The sequence below is a fragment of the Pseudomonas sp. GCM10022186 genome (genome assembly GCF_042656385.1).
In the GTDB taxonomy this organism is placed as follows: Bacteria; Pseudomonadota; Gammaproteobacteria; order Pseudomonadales; family Pseudomonadaceae; genus Metapseudomonas.
In genome coordinates this window covers 1-26745 of sequence record NZ_JBHSOU010000066.1, presented here as the reverse complement: position 1 = coordinate 26745, position 26745 = coordinate 1, and the positions used below count along the sequence as shown (strand labels likewise).

Annotated in this window: 28 protein-coding genes and 3 rRNA genes; 14 read left to right on the top strand and 17 right to left on the bottom strand. The window is 66.0% G+C overall.

What is annotated here, in order from left to right; genetic code table 11:
- Window positions 1-275: 275 nt before the first annotated feature.
- Window positions 276-2954: a cation-transporting P-type ATPase gene (locus ACFPU0_RS23375; protein WP_377695678.1), complete on the top strand. Its 2679-nt coding sequence runs from the start codon at window positions 276-278 to the stop codon at window positions 2952-2954.
- 19 nt (window positions 2955-2973) lie between these two features.
- Here the strand turns inward: ACFPU0_RS23375 and ACFPU0_RS23370 are convergent, their stop codons facing one another.
- Entirely contained in the window at window positions 2974-3582 is a 609-nt protein-coding gene (locus ACFPU0_RS23370; RefSeq protein ID WP_377695677.1) for a flavin reductase family protein, read from the bottom strand.
- A 132-nt stretch (window positions 3583-3714) separates the two neighbouring features.
- On the opposite strand from ACFPU0_RS23370, the gene dusA reads away from it, so the two are divergent.
- Window positions 3715-4725, top strand: coding sequence for a tRNA dihydrouridine(20/20a) synthase DusA (gene dusA / locus ACFPU0_RS23365; RefSeq protein ID WP_377695676.1), 1011 nt, complete (start codon window positions 3715-3717; stop codon window positions 4723-4725).
- Here dusA and ACFPU0_RS23360 read toward each other — a convergent pair.
- The gene (locus ACFPU0_RS23360) at window positions 4695-5081 is read right to left on the bottom strand and encodes a hypothetical protein (protein ID WP_377695675.1); all 387 of its coding nucleotides are present in this window, start codon (window positions 5079-5081) and stop codon (window positions 4695-4697) included. The genes dusA and ACFPU0_RS23360 overlap by 31 nt on opposite strands.
- A gap of 286 nt (window positions 5082-5367) precedes the next feature.
- Between ACFPU0_RS23360 and tal the strand changes: the two genes are divergently transcribed.
- Window positions 5368-6294 carry a transaldolase gene (gene tal / locus ACFPU0_RS23355; protein ID WP_377695674.1) on the top strand — a complete coding sequence of 309 codons (927 nt, stop codon included), beginning with the start codon at window positions 5368-5370 and terminating at the stop codon, window positions 6292-6294.
- Between the two features lie 61 nt (window positions 6295-6355).
- Here tal and rssC read toward each other — a convergent pair whose 3' ends face one another.
- The 3 genes from rssC to ACFPU0_RS23340 all read right to left on the bottom strand — a co-directional run bounded on the left by rssC (window position 6356) and on the right by ACFPU0_RS23340 (window position 9050).
- On the bottom strand, window positions 6356-6838 hold the full coding sequence (gene rssC, locus ACFPU0_RS23350) for an anti-sigma factor antagonist RssC (RefSeq protein WP_377695673.1): 483 nt from the start codon (window positions 6836-6838) through the stop codon (window positions 6356-6358).
- Window positions 6835-8019: a two-component system response regulator RssB gene (gene rssB, locus ACFPU0_RS23345; RefSeq protein ID WP_377695672.1), complete on the bottom strand. Its 1185-nt coding sequence runs from the start codon at window positions 8017-8019 to the stop codon at window positions 6835-6837. Before rssB ends, rssC begins: the two co-directional genes overlap by 4 nt.
- A gap of 329 nt (window positions 8020-8348) precedes the next feature.
- Window positions 8349-9050, bottom strand: a complete 702-nt coding sequence (locus tag ACFPU0_RS23340; RefSeq protein WP_377695671.1) for a VacJ family lipoprotein — start codon at window positions 9048-9050, stop codon at window positions 8349-8351.
- Between the two features lie 100 nt (window positions 9051-9150).
- On the opposite strand from ACFPU0_RS23340, the gene ACFPU0_RS23335 reads away from it, so the two are divergent.
- The 3 genes from ACFPU0_RS23335 to ACFPU0_RS23325 all read left to right on the top strand — a co-directional run bounded on the left by ACFPU0_RS23335 (window position 9151) and on the right by ACFPU0_RS23325 (window position 10762).
- On the top strand, window positions 9151-9570 hold the full coding sequence (locus tag ACFPU0_RS23335; RefSeq protein WP_377695670.1) for an acyl-CoA thioesterase: 420 nt from the start codon (window positions 9151-9153) through the stop codon (window positions 9568-9570).
- 55 nt (window positions 9571-9625) lie between these two features.
- Window positions 9626-10366, top strand: coding sequence for an HAD family phosphatase (locus ACFPU0_RS23330; protein ID WP_377695669.1), 741 nt, complete (start codon window positions 9626-9628; stop codon window positions 10364-10366).
- Between the two features lie 132 nt (window positions 10367-10498).
- Complete coding sequence (locus ACFPU0_RS23325; RefSeq protein ID WP_377695668.1) at window positions 10499-10762, top strand: DUF4404 family protein; 264 nt, start codon at window positions 10499-10501, stop codon at window positions 10760-10762.
- A gap of 42 nt (window positions 10763-10804) precedes the next feature.
- Here ACFPU0_RS23325 and queF read toward each other — a convergent pair whose 3' ends face one another.
- On the bottom strand, window positions 10805-11635 hold the full coding sequence (gene queF, locus ACFPU0_RS23320) for an NADPH-dependent 7-cyano-7-deazaguanine reductase QueF (protein WP_377695667.1): 831 nt from the start codon (window positions 11633-11635) through the stop codon (window positions 10805-10807).
- 164 nt (window positions 11636-11799) lie between these two features.
- Here queF and ACFPU0_RS23315 point away from each other — a divergent pair, with 164 nt between their 5' ends.
- Both ACFPU0_RS23315 and ACFPU0_RS23310 read left to right on the top strand, forming a co-directional pair.
- Complete coding sequence (locus ACFPU0_RS23315) at window positions 11800-12480, top strand: heavy metal response regulator transcription factor (protein ID WP_377695666.1); 681 nt, start codon at window positions 11800-11802, stop codon at window positions 12478-12480.
- Window positions 12480-13829: a heavy metal sensor histidine kinase gene (locus ACFPU0_RS23310; RefSeq protein ID WP_377695665.1), complete on the top strand. Its 1350-nt coding sequence runs from the start codon at window positions 12480-12482 to the stop codon at window positions 13827-13829. Before ACFPU0_RS23315 ends, ACFPU0_RS23310 begins: the two co-directional genes overlap by 1 nt.
- 49 nt (window positions 13830-13878) lie before the next feature.
- Here ACFPU0_RS23310 and ACFPU0_RS23305 read toward each other — a convergent pair whose 3' ends face one another.
- Entirely contained in the window at window positions 13879-14709 is an 831-nt protein-coding gene (locus ACFPU0_RS23305; protein WP_377695664.1) for an undecaprenyl-diphosphate phosphatase, read from the bottom strand.
- Window positions 14710-14979: 270 nt separating this feature from the next.
- Here ACFPU0_RS23305 and pnuC point away from each other — a divergent pair, with 270 nt between their 5' ends.
- Together pnuC and ACFPU0_RS23295 are read left to right on the top strand one after the other, a co-directional pair.
- The gene (gene pnuC / locus ACFPU0_RS23300) at window positions 14980-15546 is read left to right on the top strand and encodes a nicotinamide riboside transporter PnuC (RefSeq protein ID WP_377695663.1); all 567 of its coding nucleotides are present in this window, start codon (window positions 14980-14982) and stop codon (window positions 15544-15546) included.
- Window positions 15543-16067, top strand: coding sequence for an AAA family ATPase (locus ACFPU0_RS23295; protein ID WP_377695662.1), 525 nt, complete (start codon window positions 15543-15545; stop codon window positions 16065-16067). Before pnuC ends, ACFPU0_RS23295 begins: the two co-directional genes overlap by 4 nt.
- A gap of 89 nt (window positions 16068-16156) precedes the next feature.
- On the opposite strand, the gene ACFPU0_RS23290 is transcribed toward ACFPU0_RS23295, so the two are convergent.
- Genes ACFPU0_RS23290 through ACFPU0_RS23275 form a run of 4 tightly spaced genes read right to left on the bottom strand, consistent with a single transcriptional unit; the run spans window position 16157 to window position 18766 of the window.
- Window positions 16157-17479 carry an ATP-binding protein gene (locus ACFPU0_RS23290; RefSeq protein WP_377695661.1) on the bottom strand — a complete coding sequence of 441 codons (1323 nt, stop codon included), beginning with the start codon at window positions 17477-17479 and terminating at the stop codon, window positions 16157-16159.
- Complete coding sequence (locus tag ACFPU0_RS23285; protein WP_377695660.1) at window positions 17476-18144, bottom strand: response regulator transcription factor; 669 nt, start codon at window positions 18142-18144, stop codon at window positions 17476-17478. Before ACFPU0_RS23285 ends, ACFPU0_RS23290 begins: the two co-directional genes overlap by 4 nt.
- Window positions 18144-18458 (bottom strand): PepSY domain-containing protein, encoded by a 315-nt coding sequence (locus tag ACFPU0_RS23280; protein ID WP_280378989.1) that lies wholly within the window; start codon window positions 18456-18458, stop codon window positions 18144-18146. Before ACFPU0_RS23280 ends, ACFPU0_RS23285 begins: the two co-directional genes overlap by 1 nt.
- The gene (locus ACFPU0_RS23275) at window positions 18458-18766 is read right to left on the bottom strand and encodes a PepSY domain-containing protein (RefSeq protein ID WP_377695658.1); all 309 of its coding nucleotides are present in this window, start codon (window positions 18764-18766) and stop codon (window positions 18458-18460) included. The genes ACFPU0_RS23280 and ACFPU0_RS23275 overlap by 1 nt, the downstream gene beginning before the upstream one ends.
- Before the next feature lie 171 nt (window positions 18767-18937).
- On the opposite strand from ACFPU0_RS23275, the gene ACFPU0_RS23270 reads away from it, so the two are divergent.
- Complete coding sequence (locus tag ACFPU0_RS23270; RefSeq protein ID WP_377695657.1) at window positions 18938-20017, top strand: patatin-like phospholipase family protein; 1080 nt, start codon at window positions 18938-18940, stop codon at window positions 20015-20017.
- A gap of 32 nt (window positions 20018-20049) precedes the next feature.
- Window positions 20050-20946 (top strand): hypothetical protein, encoded by an 897-nt coding sequence (locus tag ACFPU0_RS23265; RefSeq protein ID WP_377695656.1) that lies wholly within the window; start codon window positions 20050-20052, stop codon window positions 20944-20946.
- On the opposite strand, the gene ACFPU0_RS23260 is transcribed toward ACFPU0_RS23265, so the two are convergent.
- Genes ACFPU0_RS23260 through hmpA form a run of 3 tightly spaced genes read right to left on the bottom strand, consistent with a single transcriptional unit; the run spans window position 20898 to window position 23567 of the window.
- Window positions 20898-22088 carry an NnrS family protein gene (locus ACFPU0_RS23260; RefSeq protein WP_377695655.1) on the bottom strand — a complete coding sequence of 397 codons (1191 nt, stop codon included), beginning with the start codon at window positions 22086-22088 and terminating at the stop codon, window positions 20898-20900. The genes ACFPU0_RS23265 and ACFPU0_RS23260 overlap by 49 nt on opposite strands.
- Entirely contained in the window at window positions 22075-22332 is a 258-nt protein-coding gene (locus ACFPU0_RS23255) for a transmembrane sensor/regulator PpyR (RefSeq protein ID WP_377695654.1), read from the bottom strand. Before ACFPU0_RS23255 ends, ACFPU0_RS23260 begins: the two co-directional genes overlap by 14 nt.
- Before the next feature lie 53 nt (window positions 22333-22385).
- Window positions 22386-23567: an NO-inducible flavohemoprotein gene (gene hmpA, locus ACFPU0_RS23250; protein WP_377695653.1), complete on the bottom strand. Its 1182-nt coding sequence runs from the start codon at window positions 23565-23567 to the stop codon at window positions 22386-22388.
- 149 nt (window positions 23568-23716) lie between these two features.
- On the opposite strand from hmpA, the gene norR reads away from it, so the two are divergent.
- Together norR and queD are read left to right on the top strand one after the other, a co-directional pair.
- Window positions 23717-25267 carry a nitric oxide reductase transcriptional regulator NorR gene (norR, locus tag ACFPU0_RS23245; protein WP_377695652.1) on the top strand — a complete coding sequence of 517 codons (1551 nt, stop codon included), beginning with the start codon at window positions 23717-23719 and terminating at the stop codon, window positions 25265-25267.
- 118 nt (window positions 25268-25385) lie between these two features.
- A complete protein-coding gene (gene queD, locus ACFPU0_RS23240; RefSeq protein WP_377695651.1) occupies window positions 25386-25742 on the top strand; it encodes a 6-carboxytetrahydropterin synthase QueD in 357 nt (118 codons plus the stop codon).
- Window positions 25743-26036: 294 nt separating this feature from the next.
- Here the strand turns inward: queD and rrf (ACFPU0_RS23235) are convergent.
- From rrf (ACFPU0_RS23235) to ACFPU0_RS23225, 3 genes are all read right to left on the bottom strand, one after another.
- A 5S ribosomal RNA gene (gene rrf, locus ACFPU0_RS23235) occupies window positions 26037-26152 on the bottom strand.
- A 123-nt stretch (window positions 26153-26275) separates the two neighbouring features.
- Window positions 26276-26391: ribosomal RNA gene (gene rrf, locus ACFPU0_RS23230) — 5S ribosomal RNA — on the bottom strand.
- 135 nt (window positions 26392-26526) lie between these two features.
- Window positions 26527-26745: ribosomal RNA gene (locus ACFPU0_RS23225) — 23S ribosomal RNA — on the bottom strand; the annotation flags it as partial.

Below are 26745 nucleotides of genomic sequence, written 5' to 3'. Positions count from 1 at the left end.
TGCAAGACAGTCCACATGCTCCTACCTCCCCGCAAGGCGACTACCGAATGGGCGCGATCGGCCACCGGCTTCCCGGAGGCTGAACATAGGAGCAGCGCAATACTGGCGACAAGCCACATTCCCGCCAGGTCAAAGGTCATGCTGTTTTTGGCTAACTGGAGGTCGCTTCTGAATCGCTTTCCATCTCCCTACAGAAAACTCGGAACTGATCCACACCAATAAGAGATTCGTCTGAAGGAACTAGGCTTGACCTACGAATCGCCATGGAGGACGCCATGAACGCCCCATCTCCTAGCCAATGGCACGCCCAGAGCACCGAAGCCAGCCTGCTGCAGCTGGACAGCGGGCCGGACGGGCTGGACCTGGACGAGGCCGAACGACGTCTGGCCAGCCATGGCCCCAACCGCCTGCCGGAACGGGCCGGCCCCGGGCCGCTGAAGCGCTTCCTGCTGCAGTTCCACAACCTGCTGATCTATGTGCTGCTGGCCTCCACCCTGGTCACCCTGGCCCTGGGTGAATGGCTGGACAGTGCCGTGATATTCGGTGTCGTGCTGATCAACGCCGTGGTGGGCTTCATCCAGGAAGGCAAGGCCGAGCAGGCCATGCGCGCCATCCAGAAGCTGCTCACCCTGGACAGCCGGGTCAGACGGGGCGGCGAGGTGCGCCAGGTACCGGCCGAGGAGCTGGTGCCGGGCGACCTGGTGCTGCTGGAAGCCGGCGACCGCGTACCGGCGGATCTGCGCCTGCTGGAAACCCGCGACCTGCGCATCGAGGAGGCTGCGCTGACCGGCGAATCCGTCCCCAGCGACAAGACCAGCCAGCCCGTCACCCTCGACGCCAGCCTGGGCGACCGCCACAGCATGGCCTACTCCGGCACCCTGGTGAGCGCCGGTAGCGGTCTCGGCCTGGTGGTCGCCACCGCGGGGGAAACCGAGCTGGGGCGCATCAGCCACCTGCTGGGCTCGGTGGAACAGCTGCAGACCCCGCTGCTGGCGGACATGGCCCGTTTCGCCCGCCAGCTCACCCTGATCATCCTGGTGCTGGCGGTAGCCACCTTCGCCTTCGGCATCCTGCTGCGCGGCTACAGCGCCAGCGACATGCTGATGGCCGCGGTGGGCCTTGCCGTGGCCGCCATTCCCGAAGGGCTGCCGGCGGTGCTGACCATCATCCTGGCCCTCGGCGTACAGCGCATGGCCCACCGCCAGTCGATCATCCGCCGCCTGCCGGCGGTGGAAAGCCTGGGCGCGGTGACCGTGGTCTGCTCCGACAAGACCGGCACCCTGACCCGCAACGAAATGACGGTACAACGGGTCTACACCGCCGCCCGCCGTTTCGACGTGGACGGCGTGGGTTACGCGCCGCAGGGCGCGATACGGCCCACCGGCGACCTGGCGCACGACCTCTTCGAGCTGGCCCGCGCCGGCCTTCTGGCCAACAGCGCCAGCCTCTGCGAAGTCGACAGCCAGTGGTGCATCACCGGCGACCCCACCGAGGCCGCCCTGCTCACCCTGGCGGGCAAGCTGGAGATGGATTCGGAGGAAGAAGCCGCGCGGCTGCCGCGGGTGGATGCCATTCCCTTCAGTTCCGAGCGCCGCTACCTCGCCAGCCTGCATCGCGACGCCGACGGCAGCGGCGTGATCTACCTGGTGGGCGCCCCGGAACGGCTGCTGGAGGTCTGCGACCAGCAGTGCCGCGACGGTGTCGACGAGCCGCTGGACCCGCGCATCTGGGACGAGGTCCTGGGTGAGGGTGCCGCCGCCGGCCTGCGCATGATCGGCCTGGCCCGCCGCGCGGCCGGCAGCGGCCAGCACGAACTGGACCATGCCGACCTGGACGGCGGCTTCGTGCTCCTCGGCCTGGTGGGCATGCTCGACCCGCCGCGGGAGGAAGCCATCCTCGCCATCGAGGAATGCCACAGTGCCGGCATCCACGTGAAGATGATCACCGGCGACCACGCGGCCACCGCCGCGGCCATCGCCGAACGCCTGGGCCTGCCGGCCGGCAATCCGCTGACCGGCGCCGACCTCGACGACCTGAGCGACGCCGAGCTGGACGCCCTGCTCAAGGAAACCAGCGTCTTCGCCCGCACCAGCCCGAGCCACAAGCTGCGCCTGGTGGAGCGCCTGCAGGCCATAGGCGAGCGGGTGGCCATGACCGGCGACGGGGTCAACGACTCCCCGGCCCTCAAGCGCGCCGACATCGGCATCGCCATGGGCATCAAGGGCACCGAAGCGGCCAAGGAAGCGGCGCAGATGGTACTGGCCGACGACAACTTCGCCACCATTGCCCACGCGGTGGAGGAAGGTCGCACCGTCTACGACAACCTGAAGAAGTCCATCCTCTTCATCCTGCCCACCAACGGCGCCCAGGCCTTCGTCCTGCTGACCGCCATCCTGCTGGGGCTGACCCTGCCCATCACGCCGTTGCAGATCCTCTGGGTGAACATGATCACCGCCGTCACCCTGGCCCTGGCGCTGGCCTTCGAACCGGCCGAGGACGACCTCATGAACCGACCGCCACGGGACCCCAAGGCACCGCTGCTATCGGCCGAGCTGCTCTGGCTGATCCTGCTGGTGTCGGCGCTGCTGACCCTGGCCAGCCTGGGGCTGTTCATCCACTCCCAGCAGTTGGGCTGGAGCATGGAGGCCAGCCGCACCCTGGCGGTGAACGCCCTGGTGTTCGGCGAAATCGGTTACCTGTTCAGCAGCCGGCGCCTGAACGGCCCGGCACGCTTCGGCCTCATGGACAACCCCATGGTCTGGGGGATGGTGCTGCTGATGGTGCTGCTGCAGCTGGGGTTCACCTACGCGCCGCCCATGCAGTCGCTGTTCGGCACCACCGGACTGGATGCGCAAGACTGGGGCTGGTGCCTGGGCACGGCGCTGGCGACCTGCGCGGCCGTGGAGGTCGACAAGAAAGTGCGCGCTCGCCTCGCCGGCAAGGCGCGCCGGTGAACCGGCGCGCGGGTGCGGCTCAGGTGGGCCGCGCCATGCTGAAGGTTTCGCGGGTGCGGGCGTAGGCACTGCCGCCCAGGCGCCCCACCAGGTCCAGGCGCTGGGGGTCCACCCGGCCCGCCTCGGTCAGCACCGCGTCGTCGACATGGGCCAGCAGCACTTCGGCGAACACCAGGTGGCAGTTGGGGTTGGCCCGCGGGTAGGGCTGCACCTCCGCCAGCCGGCATTCGAAGGCCACCGGCACGCCCTGCACCCGCGGTGCCCGCACCCGCAGCGACGGTTCGGCGGCGATGCCGCACTTCTCGAACTCGCTCACGCCATGGGGCAGCCAGGCCGCACTGGCGTTCATCGCCTCGGCCTGGCCGAAGGACACCAGATGGATCACCAGCTCGCCGGTATCCTGCACATTGCGCAGGGTGTCCTTGAGCTGGCCGTCGTCGCGGGTGGTGATGTTCACCATCAGGGTCGCCGGATCGTCGCTGATCACCTGGAAGAAACTGAAGGGCGCCAGGTTGCTGACCCCGTCCTTCGACAGGGTGGAGACCCAGGCAATGGGGCGCGGCGTAACGGTAGAGGCCAGCCAGCGGTAGGCATCCAGCGGGGCCAGCTGGGAGAAATCGAGCTGCATCGGGGGAGGCTCCAGCGGGAAGAAAGCGCCGATTATGCCTCGGCGAGGGGCCGGCCGGGCGGGGAATTCCGCTTCCTGATAAACTACGCGCCCGCCCATGCCCCTGGCACCGCAACAAAGCCGTCACTGCAGATGAACCAGCCGCTCGCCCCGCTCACGCCCGCCCCCCGCCCTGCCCTCTCCCGCCGCTTCTCCGTGGCGCCGATGATGGATTGGACCGACAGGCACTGCCGCTACTTCCTGCGCCAGCTGTCCAGCCACGCCCTGCTCTACACCGAGATGGTGACCACCGGCGCGTTGCTGCATGGCGACCGTGACCGCTTCCTGCGCCATGACGAGGCGGAACACCCGCTGGCGCTGCAACTGGGCGGCAGCGTTCCGGCGGACCTGGCGGCCTGCGCGAAGATGGCCCAGGAAGCGGGTTACGACGAGGTCAACCTGAACGTCGGCTGCCCCAGCGACCGGGTGCAGAACAATATGATCGGCGCCTGCCTGATGGGTCATCCGGCCCTGGTGGCCGATTGCGTCAAGGCGATGCTGGATGCGGTGGCGATTCCGGTGACGGTGAAGCACCGCATCGGCATCAATGGCCGCGACAGCTACGCGGAGCTCTGCGACTTCGTCGGCCAGGTGCGCGAGGCCGGCTGCCGCAGTTTCACCGTGCACGCGCGCATCGCCATCCTGGAGGGCCTGTCGCCCAAGGAGAACCGCGACATTCCGCCCCTGCGCTACGAGGTGGCGGCCCAGCTGAAGCGGGATTTCCCGGACCTGGAATTCATCCTCAACGGCGGCATCAAGACCCTCGACGAATGCCGTGAACACCTGCAGACCTTCGACGGCGTGATGCTGGGCCGTGAGGCCTACCACAATCCCTATCTGCTGGCCGAAGTGGACGCCGCCCTGTTCGACGGCGCCAGCGCGCCGATCAGCCGCGCCGATGCCCTGCAGGCCATGCGTCCCTACATCGAGCGCCATATTCGGGAAGGCGGCGTGATGCACCACGTTACCCGCCACGTCCTCGGCCTGGCCCAGGGTTTCCCCGGCGCCCGGCGCTTCCGCCAGCTGCTGTCGGTGGACGTGCACAAGACCAGTGATCCGCTGGCACTGCTGGATCAGGCCGCCGAGTTGCTGCGCGGCCGCTGAGCGACGAGAGACGCCTCCCAGGCCGGCGCCAGGCGATAGCGGCTGCTACCCTGGGCGACCACCAGCCCGCTGTCCACCATGCGTCCCAGCACCTGGCGCACGCTGGCCAGGGACAGCGGCTCACCGGCTTCCACCAGGCGTTCATGGACGACGCGACTGGCGATGTCATCGCCTTCCAGCGACGCCAGACAGAGGATTTCCAGTACCTTCAAGCGTGGCAGGCTGGTCTTGAGGCCCGCCTGCTGCAACATCTGCCGCAACTGGCGCTGGTCCAGTTCCGGAAGGCTTCGCTCAACCTTGAGGCCAATGGGCTGTGGGACGACCCGCTTGGGCCGGGGCATGGCATGTGTGCGCATCGAGGTCTCCTTGTTGATCAATGGCCTAAGTGAAGAATGGCCTCCGGCCGGATCTCCTGCCGGCCTGTTTCCGGAAATTTTCCGGGCTCTCATGGAAGAAGACGAACGAGCGCGGAAAAACCGCAATGCTTCCGTGAAATTCTTTCCGCTGCGGAACCCGGATGCCCCTTTTCCGGGTCTGTTTAGTTGGGCAGGCCGATGGCCTGTAAAAAAGCCCTTACGCCCCCGTTGAGCAGCCCCGGCGGCTCGGGTAAGGTCAGTTCATCCGCCACGAATAGGTTTCGCCATGACCTCCAAGCTGGACCAACTCAAGCAGTACACCACCGTGGTCGCCGACACCGGCGACCTCGACGCGATCGCCCGCCTGAAGCCGGTCGACGCCACCACCAACCCTTCCCTGTTGCTGAAAGCCGCCGCCATGCCGCGCTATGCCGAGCTGCTGGACAGCGCCGTGGCCGGCGCAGGCAATGACCTGGGCCTGGCCTGCGACCGTTTCGGGGTGGCCGTGGGGCAGGAAATCCTCAAGGTGATTCCGGGGCGCATCTCCACCGAGGTGGATGCGCGCCTGTCCTTCGATACCGACGCCACCCTGCGCCGGGCCGAACGCCTGATCGGCCTCTATGAGGAAGCCGGCATCGGCCGCGACCGCGTGCTGATCAAGATCGCCTCGACCTGGGAAGGCATCCGCGCCGCCGAGCAACTGGAACGCGCGGGAATCCAGACCAACCTTACCCTGCTGTTCAACTTCGCCCAGGCAGCGGCCTGCGCCGATGCCGGCGTCTTCCTGATTTCCCCCTTCGTCGGCCGCATCTACGACTGGTACAAGAAGGCCGAAGGCCGCGACTACCAGGGCAGCGAGGATCCGGGAGTGCAATCCGTCGCGCGCATCTACCGCTACTACAAGGCCAACGGCTACCGGACCGTGGTGATGGGTGCGAGCTTCCGCAACCTGGGGCAGATCGAAGCGCTCGCCGGTTGCGACCGCCTGACCATCAGCCCCGAACTGCTGCAGAAGCTGGCGGACGATCAGGGTGCCCTGGAACGCAACCTGGCCCCCGGCAGCGAGGCCGAAGCCCGCGTGGTACTGGATGAGGTGGCTTTCCGCTGGCAGCTGAACGAAGACGCCATGGGCACCGAAAAGCTGGCCGAGGGCATCCGCCTGTTCGCCCGCGACCAGGAGAAGCTGGAAGCCCTGCTCGCCTCCCGCCGCTGAAACGCGAACGCGCGCAGCCCGAAGGGGCTGCGCGCGTTTTCATCGGGGGGATAACGAGAGATCAGCTGCGCTCGAGGGCGCTGACCAGGTCGTGGAAGGCTTCGCGGTTGGACTCGTTGAGGCCCATGAGGATGCGGTGGGCCTCAAGCACCTTGGTGCGGACCACCTCCTCCGTCTGGTCCTGCGGCGGCAGGTCTTCCAGGCACTCCGGGCAAGGGATGGGCGTGCCGACGATATTGAACACCTGGTCGAATCCCATCGACTGCAACAGCCGGGTGATATCGGGGTGGGTGGTCACTACCGTGGGCAACAGGCCCACTTTCTGCCGCGAGAGGATCGACAGCTTGGCCAAGAGGCCGAGAGTGGTGCTGTCGATACTCTGGGTTTCCGTCAGATCGATGACGATCGCCGAAAAATTCAGCGCCGAGAAGATCTTTTCGATGGTCGCATCCAGGGCCGAACACAAAGTGAGGCGGATTTCTCCGACGAACTTCAGGACGAATGTCCCTTCCTGTTCGGCAAACTGGATTTTACCGGTACTCATGCAAGGTTCCTGCTCAACACCAGCAAGGCGATATCATCCGGCATCTCGCCCAGACTGGCCAGTCCAAACACTTGTCGCAAGCCATCCAGACTGCCACCTGCCTCACACACCATCTCTGGCAGCGCGGCTTCCTTATCTTTGAGGGTATCTCCGGGCAAAAGGTCCAGGATCCCGTCGGAGAGCAAGGTCAGGCTGAATGACGGCGGCAGATCAATCACTCGATCATCATAGCTCGCCTCTTCGAACAGCCCCACCGGCAGGCCCTTGCCGGCCAGGTAGGATGCCTTGCCCTCGCTGTAGAGCACCGGCAGGGGCAGATGCCCGCCAATGCTGTAGGTCAGCTTGCCTTTTTCCTCATCGATCACACCACCCAGCATGGTCACGTGCTTGCCCAGCTTCGTGTTGATCAGGCCGCGGTTGATGTGTCCGAGCACCTCGGAGGGCTTGAACTCGGGCAACATGCCGTTGCGCCGGGACTCGTAGAGCAGGCGCGTGGTCATGAACTTGAGCAGCACCGTAACGAAGGCCGAAGAGGCGCCGTGGCCCGAAACGTCCGCCAGATAGAAAGCCACCCGACGCTCGTCGACGCGGAAGTAGTCGACGAAATCCCCCGAGAGATACAGCGACGGGATGATCTGGTGGGCGAAACGCAGGCCGTCCACTTCCCAGGGCGTCACCGGCAGCATGTTCATCTGCACCTGGCGACCGGCATTCTGGTCTTCCTGCAGCAGGTGCAGGCTGGCCTGCAACTCGCGGTTGGCGGCCTCCAGTTTCTCCCGGTAGCGGCGGTTCTCCAGGCGCAGGGCCGAGCGGTCGAGGGCACGGCGCACCGAGTGTTCGAGAACGGCCAGGTCTTCCAGGGGCTTGATCAGGTAGTCCGCCGCGCCCAGGCGCAGGGCTTCCACCGCGTCGCTCATCACGCCGGCGCCGGAGACCACTATCACGGGGGTTTCCGCTTCCAGTTCGGAAATGCGGCGGATCAGCTCCAGGCCATCGACCTGGGGCATGCGCAGGTCACAGATCACCAGATCCGGGCGTTCCTGCTCGAAAACCTGCAGCCCCTGCAGGCCGTTGCTGGCCTGCCGAACGCTGAATCCACTGTCTTCCAGATAGGCCGCGAGGCTCGCACGCACTACCTCGTCGTCATCAATTATCAGCAGCTTGGCACTGGGATTGTGCATGGAGTATCCAGGCAAACGGCGCCAGGGATGGGTTGTTGTAGCACCCGACCTAAGGCCCGAGCACGAGTACGGGGGTTCGCTTTACGGCGCAGACGGTACTCCCATCCGCAGGGCGATTCAAGCTTGCGCCGCGCGCGGAACTCTGCCTTCACGCCCTTAATCGCTGGAAGTTATAAGAGGCCTGGCGAGCCCGCACCAGAACCCGTGGACCAGAGCGCTCGGCCGGCCGCCGCGGCGAGACGCAGGTTTGCATCCGCCTGCAGCCACAGGGCAACAGCTGGACACGAAAAAGGCGACCCCGGGGTCGCCTTCTTGCATGCCGCGAGGGCTCAGAAGTCGTCTTCGACCTCGCCGTCCTTCACCTTGAACTCGCGGTTCTGCAGGTAGGCGTTGCGGATGAAGATGTACTTGTCGCCGGTGATCAGCTTTTCCGCCGACAGCAGGTTGGCGCGGGTATCCACCACCTCCACGGCGCGCGTCACATTGCGGGTCGGCACATGGTCGATGTAGGGATAAGGGCCGGTGAAGCTGTCCGGGACCTTGCCGCCGGCATCACGTACCGTGCTCGGGCCGAAGAATGGCAATACCAGGTAGGGGCCGCTGTCCACGCCCCAGTAGCCCAGGGTCTGGCCGAAGTCCTCATCGTTGCGATGCAGGCCCATCGGGGTGGCGACGTCGAAGAAACCCAGCAGGCCGAAGCTGGTATTGAAGATCAGGCGCCCGGTGTCGACACCCGCGTCATGGAACTTGGCCTGGAACAGATCGTTGGCCAGGTTGCGCACGTCGCCGATGTTGCTGAAGACGTTGTGCACGCCATCCTCGAGGAACTGCGGGGTCACGGCCTGGTAGCCCTTGGCGACCGGCTTCAGCGCATAGGTATCGAGGGTGTCGTTGAAGCGGAACATCGCCCGGTTGAAACCCTCCCATGGGTCTCCTTCGGCAGCGTTGGCGGCGATGGGAAGCACCGCCAGGCCGATGCAGGCCAGAACACGACCCAGGCGATCGAGCCACTGAGCACCGATCAATTGCATTGCAGACTCTCCTTGAGAAAAGTAACGTGGCGGCCCGCCGCCATGAAGGCGCGCAGTATAAGGCCATCGCCCGAATTGGGCAGCATAGCGGACCGCCCGGATGCCAGAAAAAACCTTGCTGCATGTTGCCCACATCCCCGTGCGCTGGGGGGATATGGACAGCTACGGACACGTCAACAACACCCTCTACATCCAGTACCTCGAAGAGGCCCGAGTGGCCTGGTTCGAGAAGCTCGGCATCGCCATGAACAACGTGCCCCAGGGCCCGGTGGTGCTGCAGACCCTGCACACCTACCTCAAGCCCGTGGTGCACCCGGCGACCGTGGTCATCGAGCTCTACGCCGGTGCCGTGGGCAACAGCAGCCTGGTGGTCGAGCACCGCCTGGGCACCCTGGAAGACCCCGATACCCTCTACGGCGAAGGCCACTGCAAGCTGGTGTGGATCGATCACGGCAGCGACAAGTCAGTACCGGTGCCCGAGGACCTGCGCCAGGCCATGGGCGCCGGCAAGCGACAGTAACCTCGCTGTCACAAGGGGCGGTTAGCCTGCGCCAGACCTCGTCAGGACGACGCAGATGCCCCAGAGCCAACCGCCCGCCTTCACCGCCATCCTCTTCGGCCTTTCCGGCTGCCTGGTAGACTTCGGCGCCCGCACCCTCCCCCTGGCCCTGGGCCGCCTGCTGCCGGATTGCCCGGCGCCGCGCCTGGCCGAAGCGGCCACCCTCCCCCCGCGCGAGGCCCTTGAGCATGCCCTTGGCAGCCCGGCCGGCGATGAACAGTTCCAGGCCTTCCAGCAGCAGTTGCTGGACGCCGCCGGCGAGCATGCCGAAGCCGCAGTCGACCTCGACCGCCTGGCCAGCCTGGTAGACGGCACCCGGGTGCCCTGCGCCTGGCTCGACGAGCTGCCCGCCGCCGCCAGTTGGCGCCTGGCCACCTCCCTGCCGACCTGGCTGCGCGCCAGCGAGAACAATGGCGCACGACCCTGGCCGGCACCGGACAGCTGCTGGCAGGCCCTGACCGGACTGGGTGTCTCGCAACTGCGGGGCTGCGTCCTGATCAGCGCCAGCCCGCGCCTGTTGCAAGCCGGCCTGAATGCCGGACTCTGGACCATCGGACTGGCCGCCAGCGGTCCGCTCTGCGGCCTGGCGCCGGCGGACTGGGCGGCCCTCGGCAGCACCGAGCGTGACCGCCTGCGCGCCGCTGCCACGCTGGAGCTGTACCGCCTGGGCGCCCATTCGGTGATCGATCACCTGGGCGAACTCGCGCCGTGCCTGGCCGACCTCGCCCATCGCCGCGACAAGGGCGAGAAACCCTGAGTCCCGGGCTTTTGTTACAGGCTTGATCTCGATCAGGCAGGCCCGGGCAGCCTGGATTAATCTCTAAGGCATGAGGGACCTTTGCCTGACCCGCAGGGTCCACTCCTGAGACATTCGCATAGGGAGAAAGACATGTCTGAACGCCTGCAGCAGCAACTGCAACAACTGCGCGACCAGCTGGCCGAGGAGCCGCCGCTGGATGCGGAGGAACGCGCATCGCTGATCGAGTTGATGCAGGAAATCGAACTGCGCCTGGCCCGCGACTCAGCCATGGAGCCGGACGCGTCCCTGGTGGACGGGGTCAATCTCGCCGTCGAACGCTTCGAAACCCGCCACCCCACCCTCGCCGGCACCCTGCGCAACATCATGCAGAGCCTGGCGAACATGGGCATCTAGCCCGCCGCAAAGCAAAACCCCGACTTCGCGTCGGGGTTTTCGTTACTGTCGCACCAGGCGACGGTTGTCCGCCTGGACAGCGTGGGTGCTGCGGTAGGGATTGATGTCCAGCCCGCCGCGGCGCACGTAGCGCGCGTAGACGGTCAGGCGCTCGGGCTCGAGCAGGCGCTTGAGGTCGAGGAAGATGCGTTCCACGCACTGCTCATGGAAGTCCGCATGCTGGCGAAAGCTCACCAGATAGGCCAGGAAGCTGGCGTGATCCAGCTTCGCCCCCCGGTACTGCACCACCACGCTGCCCCAGTCCGGCTGGCCGGTCACCGGGCAGTTGGACTTCAGCAGGTGGCTGTGCAGGACCTCGTCGACCTGCTCGGCGGCATCGGCGCGCAGCAGCTCGGGCTGCGGGTGCGCGTAGTTGTCGATGGCGACATCCAGTTCGTCGATGCAGATGCCCGGCAGGCTCGCCACACCTTCGGCCTCGACCTCCGCCAGGCTGCGCACCCGCACCTTGACCGGGGCTCCCGCCGCGGTGCCGAGGTCACGCGCCAGCACCTGCTCCAGCTCGGCGGCGCCGGTATAGACGGACTGGTTGAGGGAGTTCAGGTACAGCTTGAAGGACTTGGACTCGATGATGTTCGGCGAATCGGCCGGGATGGCGAACTCGCCGATGGCCACCACCGGCTTGCCGGAGGGGGCCAGCCAGGACAGCTCGAAGCAGTTCCAGTAGTCCACGCCCTGGTAAGGCAGGGTCGCGGCCGTCAGGCCCAGCTCCTGCCACTTGGTCACGCGGGAAATGGGGAACAGCAGCTCCGGGCTGTAAGTGCTGACGTACTCGCTGGATTTGCCCAACGGCGAATGTTCGGCGGGATGGTGCATGGAAGGAACGAACCTGAAAATGCGGAAATGGCGCAATTGTATACAGTGGCGCCCCTGCTGAAAAATCGGTGCTACCAACGGCGCTGTGCATTACAACTTTGTCAGCTTGCCCTGCCACCTCTGCCGGCAGGGTATAAAGCAGCCCCCGAAACGATGAACCCGCCATGAAGCTGCTCATAGTCGAAGACGAACCCAAGACCGGCCAATACCTGCGCCAGGGCATGGCCGAGGCCGGCCTGGCCACGGACCTCGCCACCGATGGGCTGCGCGGCCGTGAACTGGCGCTTTCCGGCGCCTATGACCTGATCATCCTCGACGTGATGCTCCCCGGTCTCGACGGTTGGCAGGTATTGCGCAGCCTGCGCGAAGCGGGCCTGCAGGTACCGGTGCTGTTCCTCACCGCGCGGGACGCCGTGGAGGAGCGCGTCCACGGCCTGGAACTGGGCGCCGACGACTATCTGGTCAAACCCTTCGCCTTCGCCGAACTCCTTGCCCGCGTACGCACCCTGCTGCGCCGGGGCGCCGCCCCGGCCCAGGAAACCAGCGTGGACCTGGCCGACCTGCACCTGGACCTCCTCAGCCGCCGGGTGGAGCGCAGCGGCCGGCGCATCGACCTCACCGCCAAGGAATTCGCCCTGCTGGAATTCCTCCTGCGCCGCCGGGGCGAAGTACTGCCCAAGACGCTGATCGCCGCGCAGGTCTGGGACATGCACTTCGACAGCGAGACCAACGTCGTCGAAGTCGCCATCCGCCGCCTGCGGGCCAAGCTGGACGACGAGTTCCCCACCAAGCTGATCCACACCGTACGCGGCATGGGCTACGTGCTGGAGGCGCGGGAAGGCTGATGCGCGGACTCTCCCTCACCGCCCGCCTCGGCCTGCTGTTCGCCGCCTGCACGGCCGCCGTCTCGCTGATCGCCGGGCTGCTCTTCAACCGCGCCAGCGAGGCCCACTTCGTCGAACTCGACCAGCAACTGCTGGAGCGCCGGCTCGAGGCCTTCCGCAGCCTGGTGGCGGAAGTCGACAGCCCGACCGCCCTGGCGCCCCGGCTGGACGCCCTGCAGGCCGAACTGCGCCTGCACCCGGACCTCTCCCTGCGCCTGGAGGGCCGCGACGGCCGCTACTGGTTCAACAGCGCCGATGGGCTGCGGCCCCCCGGACGCGACGGCTTGCACGACTGGCAGCAGGACGGCACCGATTACCGGGTCTATGGCGCGCCACTCCGGCCCCGGGACGCGGAATCGCCGCGCATCTCCCTGGCGCTGGACATCACCCATCACCAGCATTTCCTCGAACGCATGCAGCGGCTGATCTGGCTCACCGTGGGGCTTTCGGCCCTGGCCACGGCCCTGCTCGGCACCTGGGCCGCGCGCAACGGCCTACGCCCGCTGCACCGGATGGCCGAGGTGGCCGCCGGGGTTTCGGCCAGCTCCCTCACCACGCGCCTGGCGGACGACCAGGTACCCCAGGAGCTGGTAGAGCTGGTGCGCGCCGTCAACGCCATGCTGGCGCGGCTGGATGACGCCTTCCAGCGGCTTTCGGCCTTCTCCGCCGACATTGCCCATGAATTGCGCACGCCGCTGAGCAACCTGCTGACCCAGACCCAGGTGATCCTCAGCCAGGAGCGCGCCGTGGACGACTACCGCGAGGCCTTGCACTCCAACCTGGAAGAACTCCAGCGCCTGGCGCAGATGGTGGGCGACATGCTGTTCCTGGCGAAGGCCGAACACGGCCTGCTGGCCACTCGCCGCGAGACCCTGGACCTCGCCGGCGAACTGGACGCCCTGCTGGACTACTTCAGCCCCCTGGCCGAAGACCGGCGGATAACCCTGCACCGCAGCGGCGAGGCCAGCTTCAGCGCCGACCGCGGCATGCTCCGTCGCGCCCTCTCCAACCTGCTGGACAATGCCCTGCGCTTCACCCCTGAAGGCGGCCGCATCGAACTGGGTCTGGCCAGTGATACCCGCGGCCTGCGCCTTACCGTGGCCAACAACGGCCCGGAGATCCCGGCGGAGCTCCTTGCGCGGCTGTTCGATCGTTTTTTCCGCGCCGACCCGGCCCGTCGCGAAGGCCGCGAGCACGTCGGCCTGGGGCTGGCCATCACCCGTTCCATCGTCCGCGCCCATGGCGGCGAGATCCGCTGCGAGTCCACCGGCGGCTGGACGCGCTTCATCCTCGAATTTCCCACCCCCTGAAACACAGAAGGCGCGCCAAATGGCGCGCCTTCCGGGCGACCGGGTCCGTTCAGCCCTGGGCGGTCGACCAGTCGATCATGCCGAACTGCCAGGTCGCCAGGATCAGCAGGCCGAAGCCGATGCGGTACCAGGCGAAGGCCGCGTAGCTGTGGCTGCCGATGAACTTCAGCAGGCTGCGCACGGCGATCATGGCGAAGATGAAGGACACCACGAAGCCAACGGCGAACACCGGCAGGTCGCCGGGCTGGAACAGGTCGCGGTACTTGTAGCCCGAGTAGACCGCCGCACCGACCATGGTGGGCATGGCGAGGAAGAAGGAGAACTCGGTAGCCGCCTTGCGCGAAAGGCCGAACAGCAGGCCACCGATGATGGTGGCGCCAGAGCGCGAGGTGCCCGGCACCAGTGCCAGGCACTGGGCGCAGCCGACCTTGAGGGCGTGCTTCCAGGTCATGTCATCGACGGTCTCGGCCTGTACCTGGTGCTGGCGCTGCTCGGCCCAGAGCATGACCACGCCGCCCACCACCAGGGCGCTGGCCACCGTGATGGGGTTGAACAGGTAATGGTGGATCACGTCGGCGAAGGCCACGCCGAGGATCACCGCCGGAAAGAAGGCCACCAGCAGGTTGAGGGTGAAACGCTGGGCGCTGCGCTGGGTGGGCAGACCGACCACCACGTCGAAGATCTTGCGCCGGTACTCCCACACCACCGCCAGGATGGCGGCCAGCTGAATGATGATGTTGAAGGCGATCGCCCGCTCACCGGTGAACCCCAGCAGGTCCGCGACCACGATCTGGTGACCGGTGCTGGAGATCGGCAGGAACTCCGTCAAGCCTTCTACAACCCCCAGAATGATGGCCTGCATGGCCGTCCACAAATCCATCGAAACTCTCCCCCGAGGCACGCCCTTCAGGCTGCCTTTGCGTACGAATGTGCAGGTAGCTGGCCCCATCCGGGTGCCGAACGGCGATGAGACCGGATGCCAGCGAGCAGGTTCCGGGGACGAACGCGCCTTCAGCACCGCCCCGGAGCGCCGGAATGCTAACAGAGAGCCGACTCGAAATCGCGACCAAAAGGCGGCGGCCATGGCCGCCCCAGCCGAAACCCGGGCGAGCCGTTACAATCGGCGGCTTTCTTCCATGAGATTGGCAAGGTGTCTCTTCTCGAACTCGCCGCCGCGGCCCTGGGCGTACTGGCCGTATGGCTCACCGTCAGGCAGAACCCCTGGTGCTGGCCGATCGGCCTGGTGATGGTGCTGATGTACAGCTGGATCTTCTTCGAGGTGAAGCTGTACTCCGACATGCTCCTGCAGCTGGTCTATGCCGTCCTGCAACTGTATGGCTGGTGGCAATGGACCCGGGGCGGCCTGCTGCATGACGGCCGCCAGGTCAGCCGCCTGGGCGCGGGAACGCTTGGCCGGGACCTGCTGGCCGGTGCCGTCGGCAGCCTCGCCCTGGGCTATGCCATGGCGACCTGGACCGATGCGGCGGCGCCCTGGTGGGACGCAGCGCTCACCGCCTTCAGCCTGGTGGCGCAGTTCTGGATGGCGCACAAGCGCCTGGAGTGCTGGCTGCTGTGGATAGTGCTGGACCTGCTCTTCGTCCTGCTGTTCCTCGGCAAGGGCCTGTACCTGACGGCCGCGCTCTATGGGCTCTTCACCCTGCTGGCCATGCAGGGCTGGCGCACCTGGCGGCGTGAGCTGGAACCGGCCACGGCATGAAGGTGCTGGTGCTTACCGGACCGGAGTCCAGCGGCAAGAGCCGGCTGGCGGCCGCATTGCAAGCCGAATTCGGCGGGCTGCTGGTGGGCGAGTACGTCCGTCACTTCATCGACCGCGAACGACGCGATACCTGCTATGCCGACATACCGGTCATCGCCCGTGGCCAGCTCGAATGGGAGGACAGCGCCCGGACCAAGGCGCCTCCCCTGCTGATCCTCGATACCCACCTGCTCAGCAATATCCTCTGGAGCCGCAGGCTGTTCGGCGACTGCCCGGCCTGGCTGGAACGCGAGCTGCTGGCGCGGCGCTATGACCTGCATCTGCTGCTGAGCCCGGAAGGAGTCGCCTGGGTGGACGACGGCCAGCGCTGCCAGCCGGACCTGGCCGAACGCCAGGCCTTCTTCGAAGACTGCCGCACCTGGCTGGATGGCGCCGGCCAGGTCTACGAGATCATCGAGGGCGATTGGGAAACTCGCCGAGCCCTCGTCCTGCAGCGGATAGGCCGCTGGATTCGCGAATGAATTCGCTCCCACAAAGTAGGATGCGGTTGAGCGAAGCGATACCCATCAAAGGGAATCGATGAGGCCGCGGAACGCTCCATCCTGCAAAGCTAGGAAGCAGCCGCAGCGGGCAACTCTATACGTACCCGCAGCCCCCCCAGCGGGCTTTCCTGCAGGCTCAGGCGGCCATGCCAGGATTCGACTATGTCGCGCACTATGCCAAGCCCCAGGCCATGCCCGGCCACCTGCTCGTCCAGGCGCGCGCCACGGCTGATCACCGCCTCGCGCTTGTCTTCGGCGATGCCCGGGCCATCGTCGTCCACCATCAGGCTGTAGCCGCCCTCCCCGCCCCGGATGGTCAGGTTGACCTGGGTCTCCGCCCATTTGCAGGCATTGTCCAGCAGGTTGCCCAGCAGTTCCAGCAGGTCTTCCCTGTCCCAGGGCAGGCGCAGCCCCGCAGGCGCATCCCAGTCCAGGTCGAGGCCGCGATCGTGGATCAGCGCCAGGGTGGAAAACAGGCCGGGCAGCTCCTCGGCGCAATCGAAATGCGCCCCCGGCAGCGCCTCGCCCGCCAGGCGCGCACGCCCCAGTTCGCGAGCGAGGCGCTGTTCGATCTGTTCCAGCTGCTCGCGCAAGGTGGCCCGCAGTTCGGGGTAGCCGCGCAGCTCTTCGCGATCAGCCAGGCTGACCAGCACGGCAAGGGGCGTCTTCAAAGCGTGGCCGAGGTTGCCCAGGGCGTTCCGGGAGCGCCTCAGGGTGTCTTCGGTATGGTTGAGCAGGCGGTTGATCTGCGCCACCAGGGGCTCCAGCTCCTCGGGAACCCGGCTGTCCAGCTCGCTGCGTTGCCCCTGCTGCAGCTGGGCGATCTGCTGGCGGACCTCCTCCAGCGGGCGCAATGCCCGGCGTACGGTGAAACGCTGCAGGGCGAGGATCAGCAGCAACCCGGCCACCCCGAGGGCGAAGCCGGTCCACTGCACGCGGCGGAAGCTTTCCAGCACCGGGGTGTAGTCCTGCGCCACGGCGATCCGCACCTGGCGACCGAAGCGCCGGTAGTCGCCCCGCCAGGCCAGCAGCTTCTGCCCACCCGGCCCCGGCAGCAGCCCCTCGGCCAGGCCCTTTTGCTGCGGCATCGGCAATTCCGCGTCCCAGAGGGAACGGGAACGCCAGGGCTCTTCCCCCAGCTCGATGATGAAATAGCGGCCGGAATAGGGCTGCTGATGGGCGGGATTCAAGCGCTTCTCGTCCAGCTGAATACCGCTGGGACCACGCACCAGAGCACCGAGCAGCACTTCGGCTTCGCTGCGCAGGCCTTCGGCCAGGTAGCGTCGTAGCCCCAGATCGAACAGCCAGAGGCTGGTCTGCGCCAGCACCAGCCCCACCAGCAGCAGCACGCCGACCAGCCCCAGGCTGAGTCGGCGCTGGATCGACCTCATCGACCCTCACCGGTGAAGCGGTAGCCCTGGCCACGGCGGGTCTCGATCACCTCGCGGCCGAGCTTGCGACGCAGGTGATTGACATGCACCTCGATCACATTGGAGTCCCGCTCGGTCTCGCCGTCATAGAGATGCTCGGCCAGATGACTCTTCGACAGCAGCTGGCCGGGGTGCAGCATGAAGTAGCGCAGCAGACGGAACTCGGCCGCGGTCAGCTGGACTTCCTCGCCATTGCGGGTGACGCACTGGCGTCCTTCGTCCAGCTGCAGGCCGGCCGCTTCCAGTTGCGGCTGGTTGGCCAGGCCATGGGCACGACGCAGCAGCGCCTGGATGCGCAGGGCGAGTTCCTCGGGATGGAAAGGCTTGGTGAGATAGTCGTCGGCCCCGGCCTTGAGGCCGTCGATGCGCTCGGCCCAGGAGCCTCGCGCGGTCAGGATCAGCACCGGTGTCACCAGCCCGCCGGCGCGCCATTCCTTCAGCACCTCGAGCCCCGGCTTGCCGGGCAGGCCGAGGTCGAGAATGATCAGGTCATAGGGTTCGCTGGCCCCCTGGTGCAAGGCGTCGCGGCCATCGGCCAGCCAATCCACGGCGTAGCCTTGGCGACCGAGGCCGGTGGTCAGCTCATCGGCCAGGGGTACATGGTCCTCTACCAGCAACAACCGCATCAGTCGTCTTCCTCATCCTTCAGAATGCGCCCGTCGCGGGCATCCAGTTCCAATTCGCGCACCGTGCCATCGGCGGTGACCAACTCCACTTCGTAAATGTAGACGTCGTCCTCCTCCTCCAGCTCGGCCTCCAGCAGGCGCGCCCCGGGGTAAAGCCCCAGGGCGCTGCGCAGGAGTTGGTCGAGGGGCATGATGACGCCCTCTTCACGGAGCTTCAGGGCTTCGTCCTGGTCCAGGTCCCTGGCCACCGCCTCGAGTGCGAAGATGGCCAGGACCAGGGCGATGATCCCGCTGTAGCGAAGGATCCAGCGCATCAGTCGTCCTGGTGATCCTTGAGGATCTGGCCGTTGGTGGCGTCGAGCTCCAGGTCCCACTGCACGCCCTGGGCGTCACGCAGTTCGACCTGGTAGATGTAGCGGCCGTATTCCTCTTCCAGCTCGGTCTCGTTGATGGTACCGCCGGCGTGCTTGGCCAGGGCCGCGGCGTTGAGCTTCTCGAACGACTGGATAGTACCGGCGTCGCGCAGCTTCAGCGCCTCGTCCGGGCCGAGGTCACGGGCCTGGGCGATACCGGCGGTGGCAGCGAGGGTGGCGATGGCGAACAGGGCAGCGAGTTGTTTCATGAACCTTTCTCCTTGGGAGCATCTGTGCTTTCGATGGGCTCAAGATACCCGGAGCTACTTAATTCAAGCTGAATTCGCCTGGATGCTTGGGACGGCTCATTCATGAGCTGAAGCGGCTTGGCCTCGGCCGGGCCACCACTATAATCGCAGCCTTGCACTCAGGAGACCCGCATGAGCGCCATCCAGATCAAGTTTCCCGCCCTCACCCTGCGCGCCGGACGCCGCGCCCTGGCGCGCATCCGTGAGCAAGGCCTGCAACCGGCCGATGTCGGCATCCTGCCCGGCGCCGCCGGTGGCCCCAAGGCCCTTGGCATCCAGGGCCTGGACCTGGCGCTGTTCGGTGACTGGTTGCCGCGCGCACCGCGCGAGCGTGCTTTGATCGGCGCCTCCATCGGCTCCTGGCGCTTCGCCAGCGCCTGTCTGCCGAACGCGACCGCCGGCATCCGCCGCCTGGGCGACCTCTATACCAGCCAGCGCTTCCCCAAGGGCGTGAGCATGGCAGAGGTGAGCCGCCTCTGCGGCCTGATGCTGGACGACCTGCTCCAGGGCCAGGACGCCGAGGTCCTGGCCAATCCCGGTTACCGCCTGAATGTGGTGGTGGTGAAGAGCCACGGCCTGCTCGCCCATGACCGCCGCGGCGCCCTTGGCCTGGGCTTGTCGTCGGTGATCGGCAGCAACCTGCTGGGCCGCCCTCGCCTGGCCCGGCACTTCGAGCGGGTCATCCTTCACGATGCCCGCCAGGCCCCGCCACTGGCAGCGCTGTCCGATTTCCCTTCGCGCTACCACGCACTGGACCAGGGCAACCTGCGCCACGCACTGCTCGCCTCCGGCTCGATTCCCATGGTGATGGAAGGGGTTCGCGACATTCCCGGCGCCGGCCCCGGCACCTACCGCGACGGCGGTCTGCTCGACTATCACCTGGACCTGCCCTACAACCCCGGTGGCGTGGTGCTTTACCCCCACTTCACCGACAAGGTGGTACCCGGGTGGTTCGACAAGGGCCTGCCCTGGCGCAAGGGCAATGCAGAGCGCCTGCAGGACGTGCTATTGGTCTCCCCCTCGCGCCAGTACCTGGCTAGCCTGCCCCACGGCAAGCTGCCCGACCGCAAGGACTTCAAGCGCTACCTGGGCGATGACGCCGGGCGCGAGCGCTATTGGCGCAAGGCCATGGCCGAGAGCCAGCGCCTGGGGGACGAGTTCCTCGAACTGGTGGAAAACGGCAGACTGGGCGAACGCCTGCAGGACCTCTGACCTGAGACGCAGGGAGCGAAAGGAGTACAGGGATGAAACTCGCGGTCGCCGTGATTCACGGCATCGGCAATCAGCAGGACTCGCAGGATCCGGAGGGCCAGCACGCCTTCGCCCAGGGCCTGATCCTGGGGCTGCGCACACGCTTGGGCATCGAAGCGCAGAGCATCGCCTTCCAGTCGCTCTACTGGGCCAACGTGCTGGACAAGCGTGAGCTGGCCTACCTGGAGAAACTCGAACAGGAGCCGGTGCGCTGGCGCTGGATGCGCCGCCTGGTCACGCTTTTCCTCGGCGATGCCAGCGGCTACCGCAAGGTCAGCCAGGCCTACGACACCACCTACGAGCAGGTGCACCAGAGCGTGCGCAACGGCCTCAACGCCCTGCGCGCCAAGGTCGGGCCGAGCACGCCGCTGGTGATCCTGGCCCATTCCCTCGGTGGGCACATCATCTCCAACTACATCTGGGACCAGCAGAAGCTCAACGCCACGCCGAGCTGCCCGCGCGATCCCTTCCTGGCCATGGAAACCCTGGTCGGGCTCGTCACCTTCGGCTGCAATATCCCACTGTTCACCTTCGCCTATGACCCGGTACAGCCGATCCGCTTCCCCGGACATTGCCTGGACGAGCGCCTGAGCCAGGCCGCGCGCTGGCTGAACGTCTACGCACCGGCCGACCTGCTCGGCTACCCGCTGCGCCCGGTCCAGGGGTATGCCGCCGTGGTCCACGAGGACCGGCCCATGGCGGTGGGCTCCTGGTTCAGGCGCCACACGCCCCTGAGTCATCTGGAGTACTGGCACGACACGCGCTTCCAGGACTACCTGGCGCGCCACCTGCGCGACCTCCTGCACGCCTGCCCGGGCGCAAGCGAAGCGTCGTCCGTCCCTCAGCCCGGCCTGCCGTCCAGCCTCGGCGTACACAGCAGCACCGCGTAGTGCCGCAGGAACAGGGCGAACGCCAGGCCCCAGCAGAACCCCGCCAGCCAGAGCGCGGTGCCGGGTAGCAAGGCCGTCAGGAAAACCCTGGCCAACGCGCCGAGGTTGAGCAGGGCGAAGGCCAGCCCCATGGCGCGCGGCGGTTCCAGCGGCCGGCCACTATGCCCCAGGCTGACACGGGCGATCATCGCCAGGATCAGCCCCCCCATGGCCCCGACACCCAGCGCATGCTGGGCCAGGCTCGGGTTGGCCAGGAACCCCAGATGCCAGGCCGCCAGTCCCAGGGGAGCCGCAGCCAGCCAGGCGAAGGCCAGATGCAATGGCCAGAGCAGCACCACCCGCCAGATCCCGGCGTCGTACCAGCGCGCCAGGCGCAGCAGGTTGCCCAGACCGAGCGCGGCGCAGAGCGTCGCCAGCAAAAGGCTGGGCTGTGCCCCGAGGCCGGCGGCAAAGCTCGCCGCCAGCAGCATGCCCGCAGCAAGCGTTGCCCAGTCCAGCCAGGGCAACGCCTTCACCTGCTGGGAACGCCCCAGCCCGCGCTGGGTGAAGAAAGGAATCACCCGCCCACCGATCAGCCCCATCAGCGCCGCCACCAACCAGAGCGCCGCCAACACGCCCTGACGCTGCAGGGCATCGTTGTCGGCGGCCACCCCCCAGAGCACCAGGGCATCGGCCGCGGCCAACAGTATCAGCACCAGGACCACGGGATAGTTGCCGCGCTGACGCACACGCCAGAGGCTGCGGCCCATTACGCAAGCGACGACAGGCAGGAAAGCCAGTTCAAGGGGAATCAATAGCGGCAGCGGCGCGCCCAGTAGCCAGGCCAATCGTGCGCCCAGCCAGGACATCGCCAGCAGCGCCAGGGCGCGACCACGCAGGCCGGGATTTCCGGTCCAGTTCTGCACCGCGGTGAGGAGGAACCCGGCGATGATGGCGCCACCGAAGCCAAACACCATTTCGTGGCGATGCCAGGCCAGCCAACCGCCCGCAGGTTGCCAGGAGCCGGTATGGCCATTGAGCGCGGCGAGCCAGATCAGCACGGCCAGCGGGGCAAAGGCCGTACCGAAGAGAAAGAAGGGACGGAAGCCCAGGCGCCAGATCGGCCGGATGGCCAGTTCACGGGAAGCATCAAGCAATTGCACAGGCAAACTCCCTTTCCTTTTTGCGTATCTGGTACTGGGCGGTGAGGCGCATCACATAGCCCAGCTTGAGCAAAGTCGGCCCCAGGATGACCATGCCATGGGCGCCGATCAGCATGGACAGTCCCAGTTGGGCATCGAGGTAGTAAGCGCCGGCAATCCCCAGCAGCAGCTGGAACAGGCCGATCCAGAGGAACAGGTAAGACAGCTGCAGCAAACGCTGGGGGCATCCGAACACACTGGCCATGATCGCTTTCCTCGGTTGAAGGCCCGGCGCCCCTCGGCGCCGGGCAGCTTTGGTCAGGCCTCCAGGGCGCCGGCCGGTCCAAAGAACTCGTAGTGGCACTGACGCTCGGGCACCCCCAGCTCCTGCAGGTGCTTCTTCACCTGGGCCATGAAGGGCTTGGGCCCGAGGAAGTACGCATCCACATCGCGCTCGCCGGGCAGCCACTCGGCCAGTTGCTCGCGGCTCAGGAAGCCGGTGGCATCGGCCTGGTCATCCGCGTGGGGCTCGCTGTAGCAGAAAAAGCGGCTGAGCTGCGGAATGGCAGCGACCTTTTCCTCGATCCAGTCACGGAAGGCGTGGACCGCACCATTGCGCGCGCAATGGATGAAGTGGATGGGCCGGCCGCTGTCCTGCGCAGCTTCCAGCATGGCCAACGCCGGAGTGATGCCGACGCCGGCGGTGATCAGCACCAGGGGCTTGCTGCCGGGACGCAGGACAAAGTCGCCAGCCGGGGCGAACAGCTCGATGCGCTGGCCGACCTGGAACTGGTCGTGCAGGTAGTTGGAAACACGGCCGCCCTGCTCGCGCTTGACGCTGATGCGGTACTCGCGGCCGTTGCCGAGGGCGGACAGGGAGTAGTTGCGGCGCACTTCCTCGCCGTCGAGGATCAGGCGCAGGCCGATGTACTGGCCCGGGGTGAAGTCCAGCAGCTCGCCACCGTCTTCCGGAGCGAAGTAGAAGGACGTGATCTCTGCGCTTTCCACTTCCTTGCGCACCAGGCGGAACCAGCGCGCGCCACGCCAGCCACCCGGGGCAGCCGCGCTGGCAGAGTAGATGTCCTCTTCGGCGCCGATCAGCAGGTCGGCCAGTTGCTGGTAGGCAGCGGCCCAGGCCTCGATGACTTCGTCGGTCGCCACCTCGGCGCCCAGCACTTCACGGATGGCACGCAACAGGCAGGTGCCCACGATCGGGTAGTGCTCGGGCAGTACCTGCAGCGCCACATGCTTGTTGATGATCTTGCCCACCAGCGGGCCAAGGGCCTCGAGCTGGTCGATATGCCGTGCGTACATCAGCACACCGTTGGCCAGGGCGCGCGGCTGGTCGCCGCTGGCCTGGTGGGCCTGGTTGAACAGGGGACGGACCTGCGGAAATTCACCCAGCATGATCTTGTAGAAATGGCTGGTCAGCGCCTCCCCCCCAGTCTCCAGCAGGGGCACGGTGGATTTGACGATGGCACGTTGTTGGCTGGAAAGCATAAGAACTCCGTTATTGGATGTGGGTCTTTCTGCCTGTTCTATCCAGCTTTCGTGCCAACTTTTTATCCATTTAAAATCAATAGCTTATAAAATTACATGTTCTTTTGACTACACTAGCGAACGGGTCATATCGACACTCAGGAGTCAAAATGACAACTCACCCGCTGCTGCAGACCCTGATCCCCCTGGTCAGCGATCTGTCCCGCGAGCTGCCCGAGCGCGAACGCTACCGACGCCTGTTGGAAGCGCTGCGCGGATTGCTGCCGTGCGACGCCACCGCCCTGTTGCGTCTCGACGGCGACCAGTTGGTGCCGATGGCAGTGGACGGCCTCAGCCAGGACACCCTGGGAAGGCGCTTCAAGGTGTCCGAGCACCCCCGGCTACAAGCCTTGATGGAAAACCGCGGTGTCACCCGCTTCCCAGCCGATTGCGGCCTGCCCGACCCTTATGACGGCCTGGTCGAGGGGCATCAGGAGCATCTGGAAGTACACGACTGCATGGGTTGCCCGCTTTACCTGGATGACCGTCCCTGGGGCGTGCTGACGCTGGACGCCATGGACCCTTCGCGCTTCGACGGCCAGGACCTGGAGATGCTCGAGGGCTTCGCCAGCCTGGCCGCCGCCACGGTGAAGGCGGTCGATCGCATGGACAGTCTGACCCGCCGCGCCCAGGACGAGCAGCAACTGGCAGAGATCTACCGCCAGGCCGCCGGCCAGGTCCGCCCGCAGGAAATGATCGGGCAAAGCGCTCCCCACAAGGAATTGGTGGAAGAAATCAATCTGGTGGGCGGTAGCGAACTGACGGTGCTGATCAGCGGGGAAACCGGGGTCGGCAAGGAGTTGGTGGCCCAGTCCATACACGCTCGTTCGCTGCGTGCCAGGCATCCGCTGATCAGCCTCAACTGCGCCGCCCTGCCCGACACTCTGGTGGAAAGCGAACTGTTCGGCCACGTGCGCGGCGCCTTCTCCGGCGCGGTGAACGAGCGCAAGGGCAAGTTCGAACTGGCCGATGAGGGCACCCTCTTCCTCGATGAGGTCGGTGAACTCCCCCTGGCGATCCAGGCCAAGCTGCTGCGGGTGCTGCAGAGCGGGCAACTGCAACGGGTGGGTTCGGATCGCGAGCACAGGGTCAATGTACGGGTCATAGCGGCCACCAATCGCGACCTGGCGGAGGAAGTTCGGGCCGGCCGCTTCCGCGCCGACCTCTATCACCGCCTCAGCGTCTATCCCCTGCGCGTCCCTCCCCTGCGCGAACGTGGCCGCGATGTGCTCCTGCTGGCGGGATACTTCCTCGAGGAGAATCGCGCCAGGCTTGGCTTGCGCAGCCTGCGCCTCAGCCCGGACGCCCAAGCCGCCCTGCTCGGCTACGACTGGCCTGGCAACGTGCGAGAGCTGGAACACCTGATCGGCCGCGCCGCCCTCAAGGCCCTGGCCGCCTGTGCCGAGCGGCCACGCATCCTTACCCTCACGGCCAACGACCTGGCCTTGCCGAGCAACCAACCCGCCCCCACCAGCAGGTCGGTCGATGTGCCTGCAATCGAAGCGGTTGCCGATCTTCGCGAGGCCGTGGACCAGTACCAGCGCCAGTTGATCAGCGCCAGCCTGGAGCGCCAACAGCACAATTGGGCGGCCGCCGCCCGCGAGCTGGGCCTGGATCGGGCCAACCTGCTGCGCCTGGCCAAGCGCCTCGGCATCAAGTGAGACAAGAGCTTCGTCCGGCTGCACCTGTCTTTTCGGTCAGGTGGCCGGAGAGCTGGTAAAATCGAAACCATCCTGCTTTGGCCAGGTACCTGGCTGTCACTTCAAGAGCGTTACTCAAGTGGAAATTTTCAAGGAATTCATCTTCGAAGCCGCCCACCGGCTTCCACATGTTCCGGCGGGCCACAAATGCGGTCGCCTGCACGGCCACTCCTTCCGCGTCGCTATCTATATCGAGGGCGAACCCGATCCCTATACCGGTTGGATTCGCGACTTCTCGGAGCTCAAGGAAATCTTCAAGCCGCTCTACGAGCAGCTCGACCACAACTACCTCAATGAGATTCCCGGCCTGGAGAACCCCACCAGCGAAGTCCTCGCCAAGTGGATCTGGCAGCAACTCAAACCCCTGCTCCCGGAACTCTCCCGCATTCGCATCCACGAGACCTGCACCAGCGGTTGCGAATACCGCGGCGACTGATCCGCCGTAATCCCAGAAACGACAAAGGCCACCTTCGGGTGGCCTTTGTTTTGGGCAAGCAAGAGTGTCACGGGCTCGGCATCAATGAACACGGCTCCCGTAGGGTGGAAATCGCGAAGCGAATTCCACCAATGCCGGCCAGATCAAGATCCCCGATGGACAGAAAGCGCCGCCCACCCTATGACGGGCGCACGACCTTGGGCTTCCCGGACTCGGCGGCAATCTTCACGGATTTTCTCGCGTGCAAAGACAAACCCCCGACACGCCTGGGCGTATCGGGGGCTTGGGATAGGCGCTTGACGATGACCTACTCTCGCATGGAGAAGCTCCACACTACCATCGGCGATGCGTCGTTTCACTGCTGAGTTCGGGATGGGATCAGGTGGTTCCAACGCTCTATGGTCGTCAAGCAATTCTGGTGGGATCTCGTCGGCGACGCGATCCCGAATCTGCTATATGACAGTCTTTCACTGTGCTTACACTTAAAGGCAAACCCCCGACACGCCTGGGCGTATCGGGGGTTTGGGATAGAAGCTTGACGATGACCTACTCTCGCATGGAGAAGCTCCACACTACCATCGGCGATGCGTCGTTTCACTGCTGAGTTCGGGATGGGATCAGGTGGTTCCAACGCTCTATGGTCGTCAAGCAATTCGGGAGGGGCCTCGTCGCAGGACGCGACCCCGAATCAGGTATGTGACAGTCTGGCTTTGCGGTTCAGGCCAATTTTCGGTCTGTCGACTTCACCATCGCACCCACAATCACCAGATTGTTTGGGTGTTATATGGTCAAGCCTCACGGGCAATTAGTATGGGTTAGCTCAACGCCTCACAGCGCTTACACACCCCACCTATCAACGTCGTAGTCTTCGACGGCCCTTCAGGGGACTCGAGGTCCCGGTGAGATCTCATCTTGAGGCGAGTTTCCCGCTTAGATGCTTTCAGCGGTTATCTCTTCCGAACATAGCTACCCGGCAGTGCCACTGGCGTGACAACCGGAACAC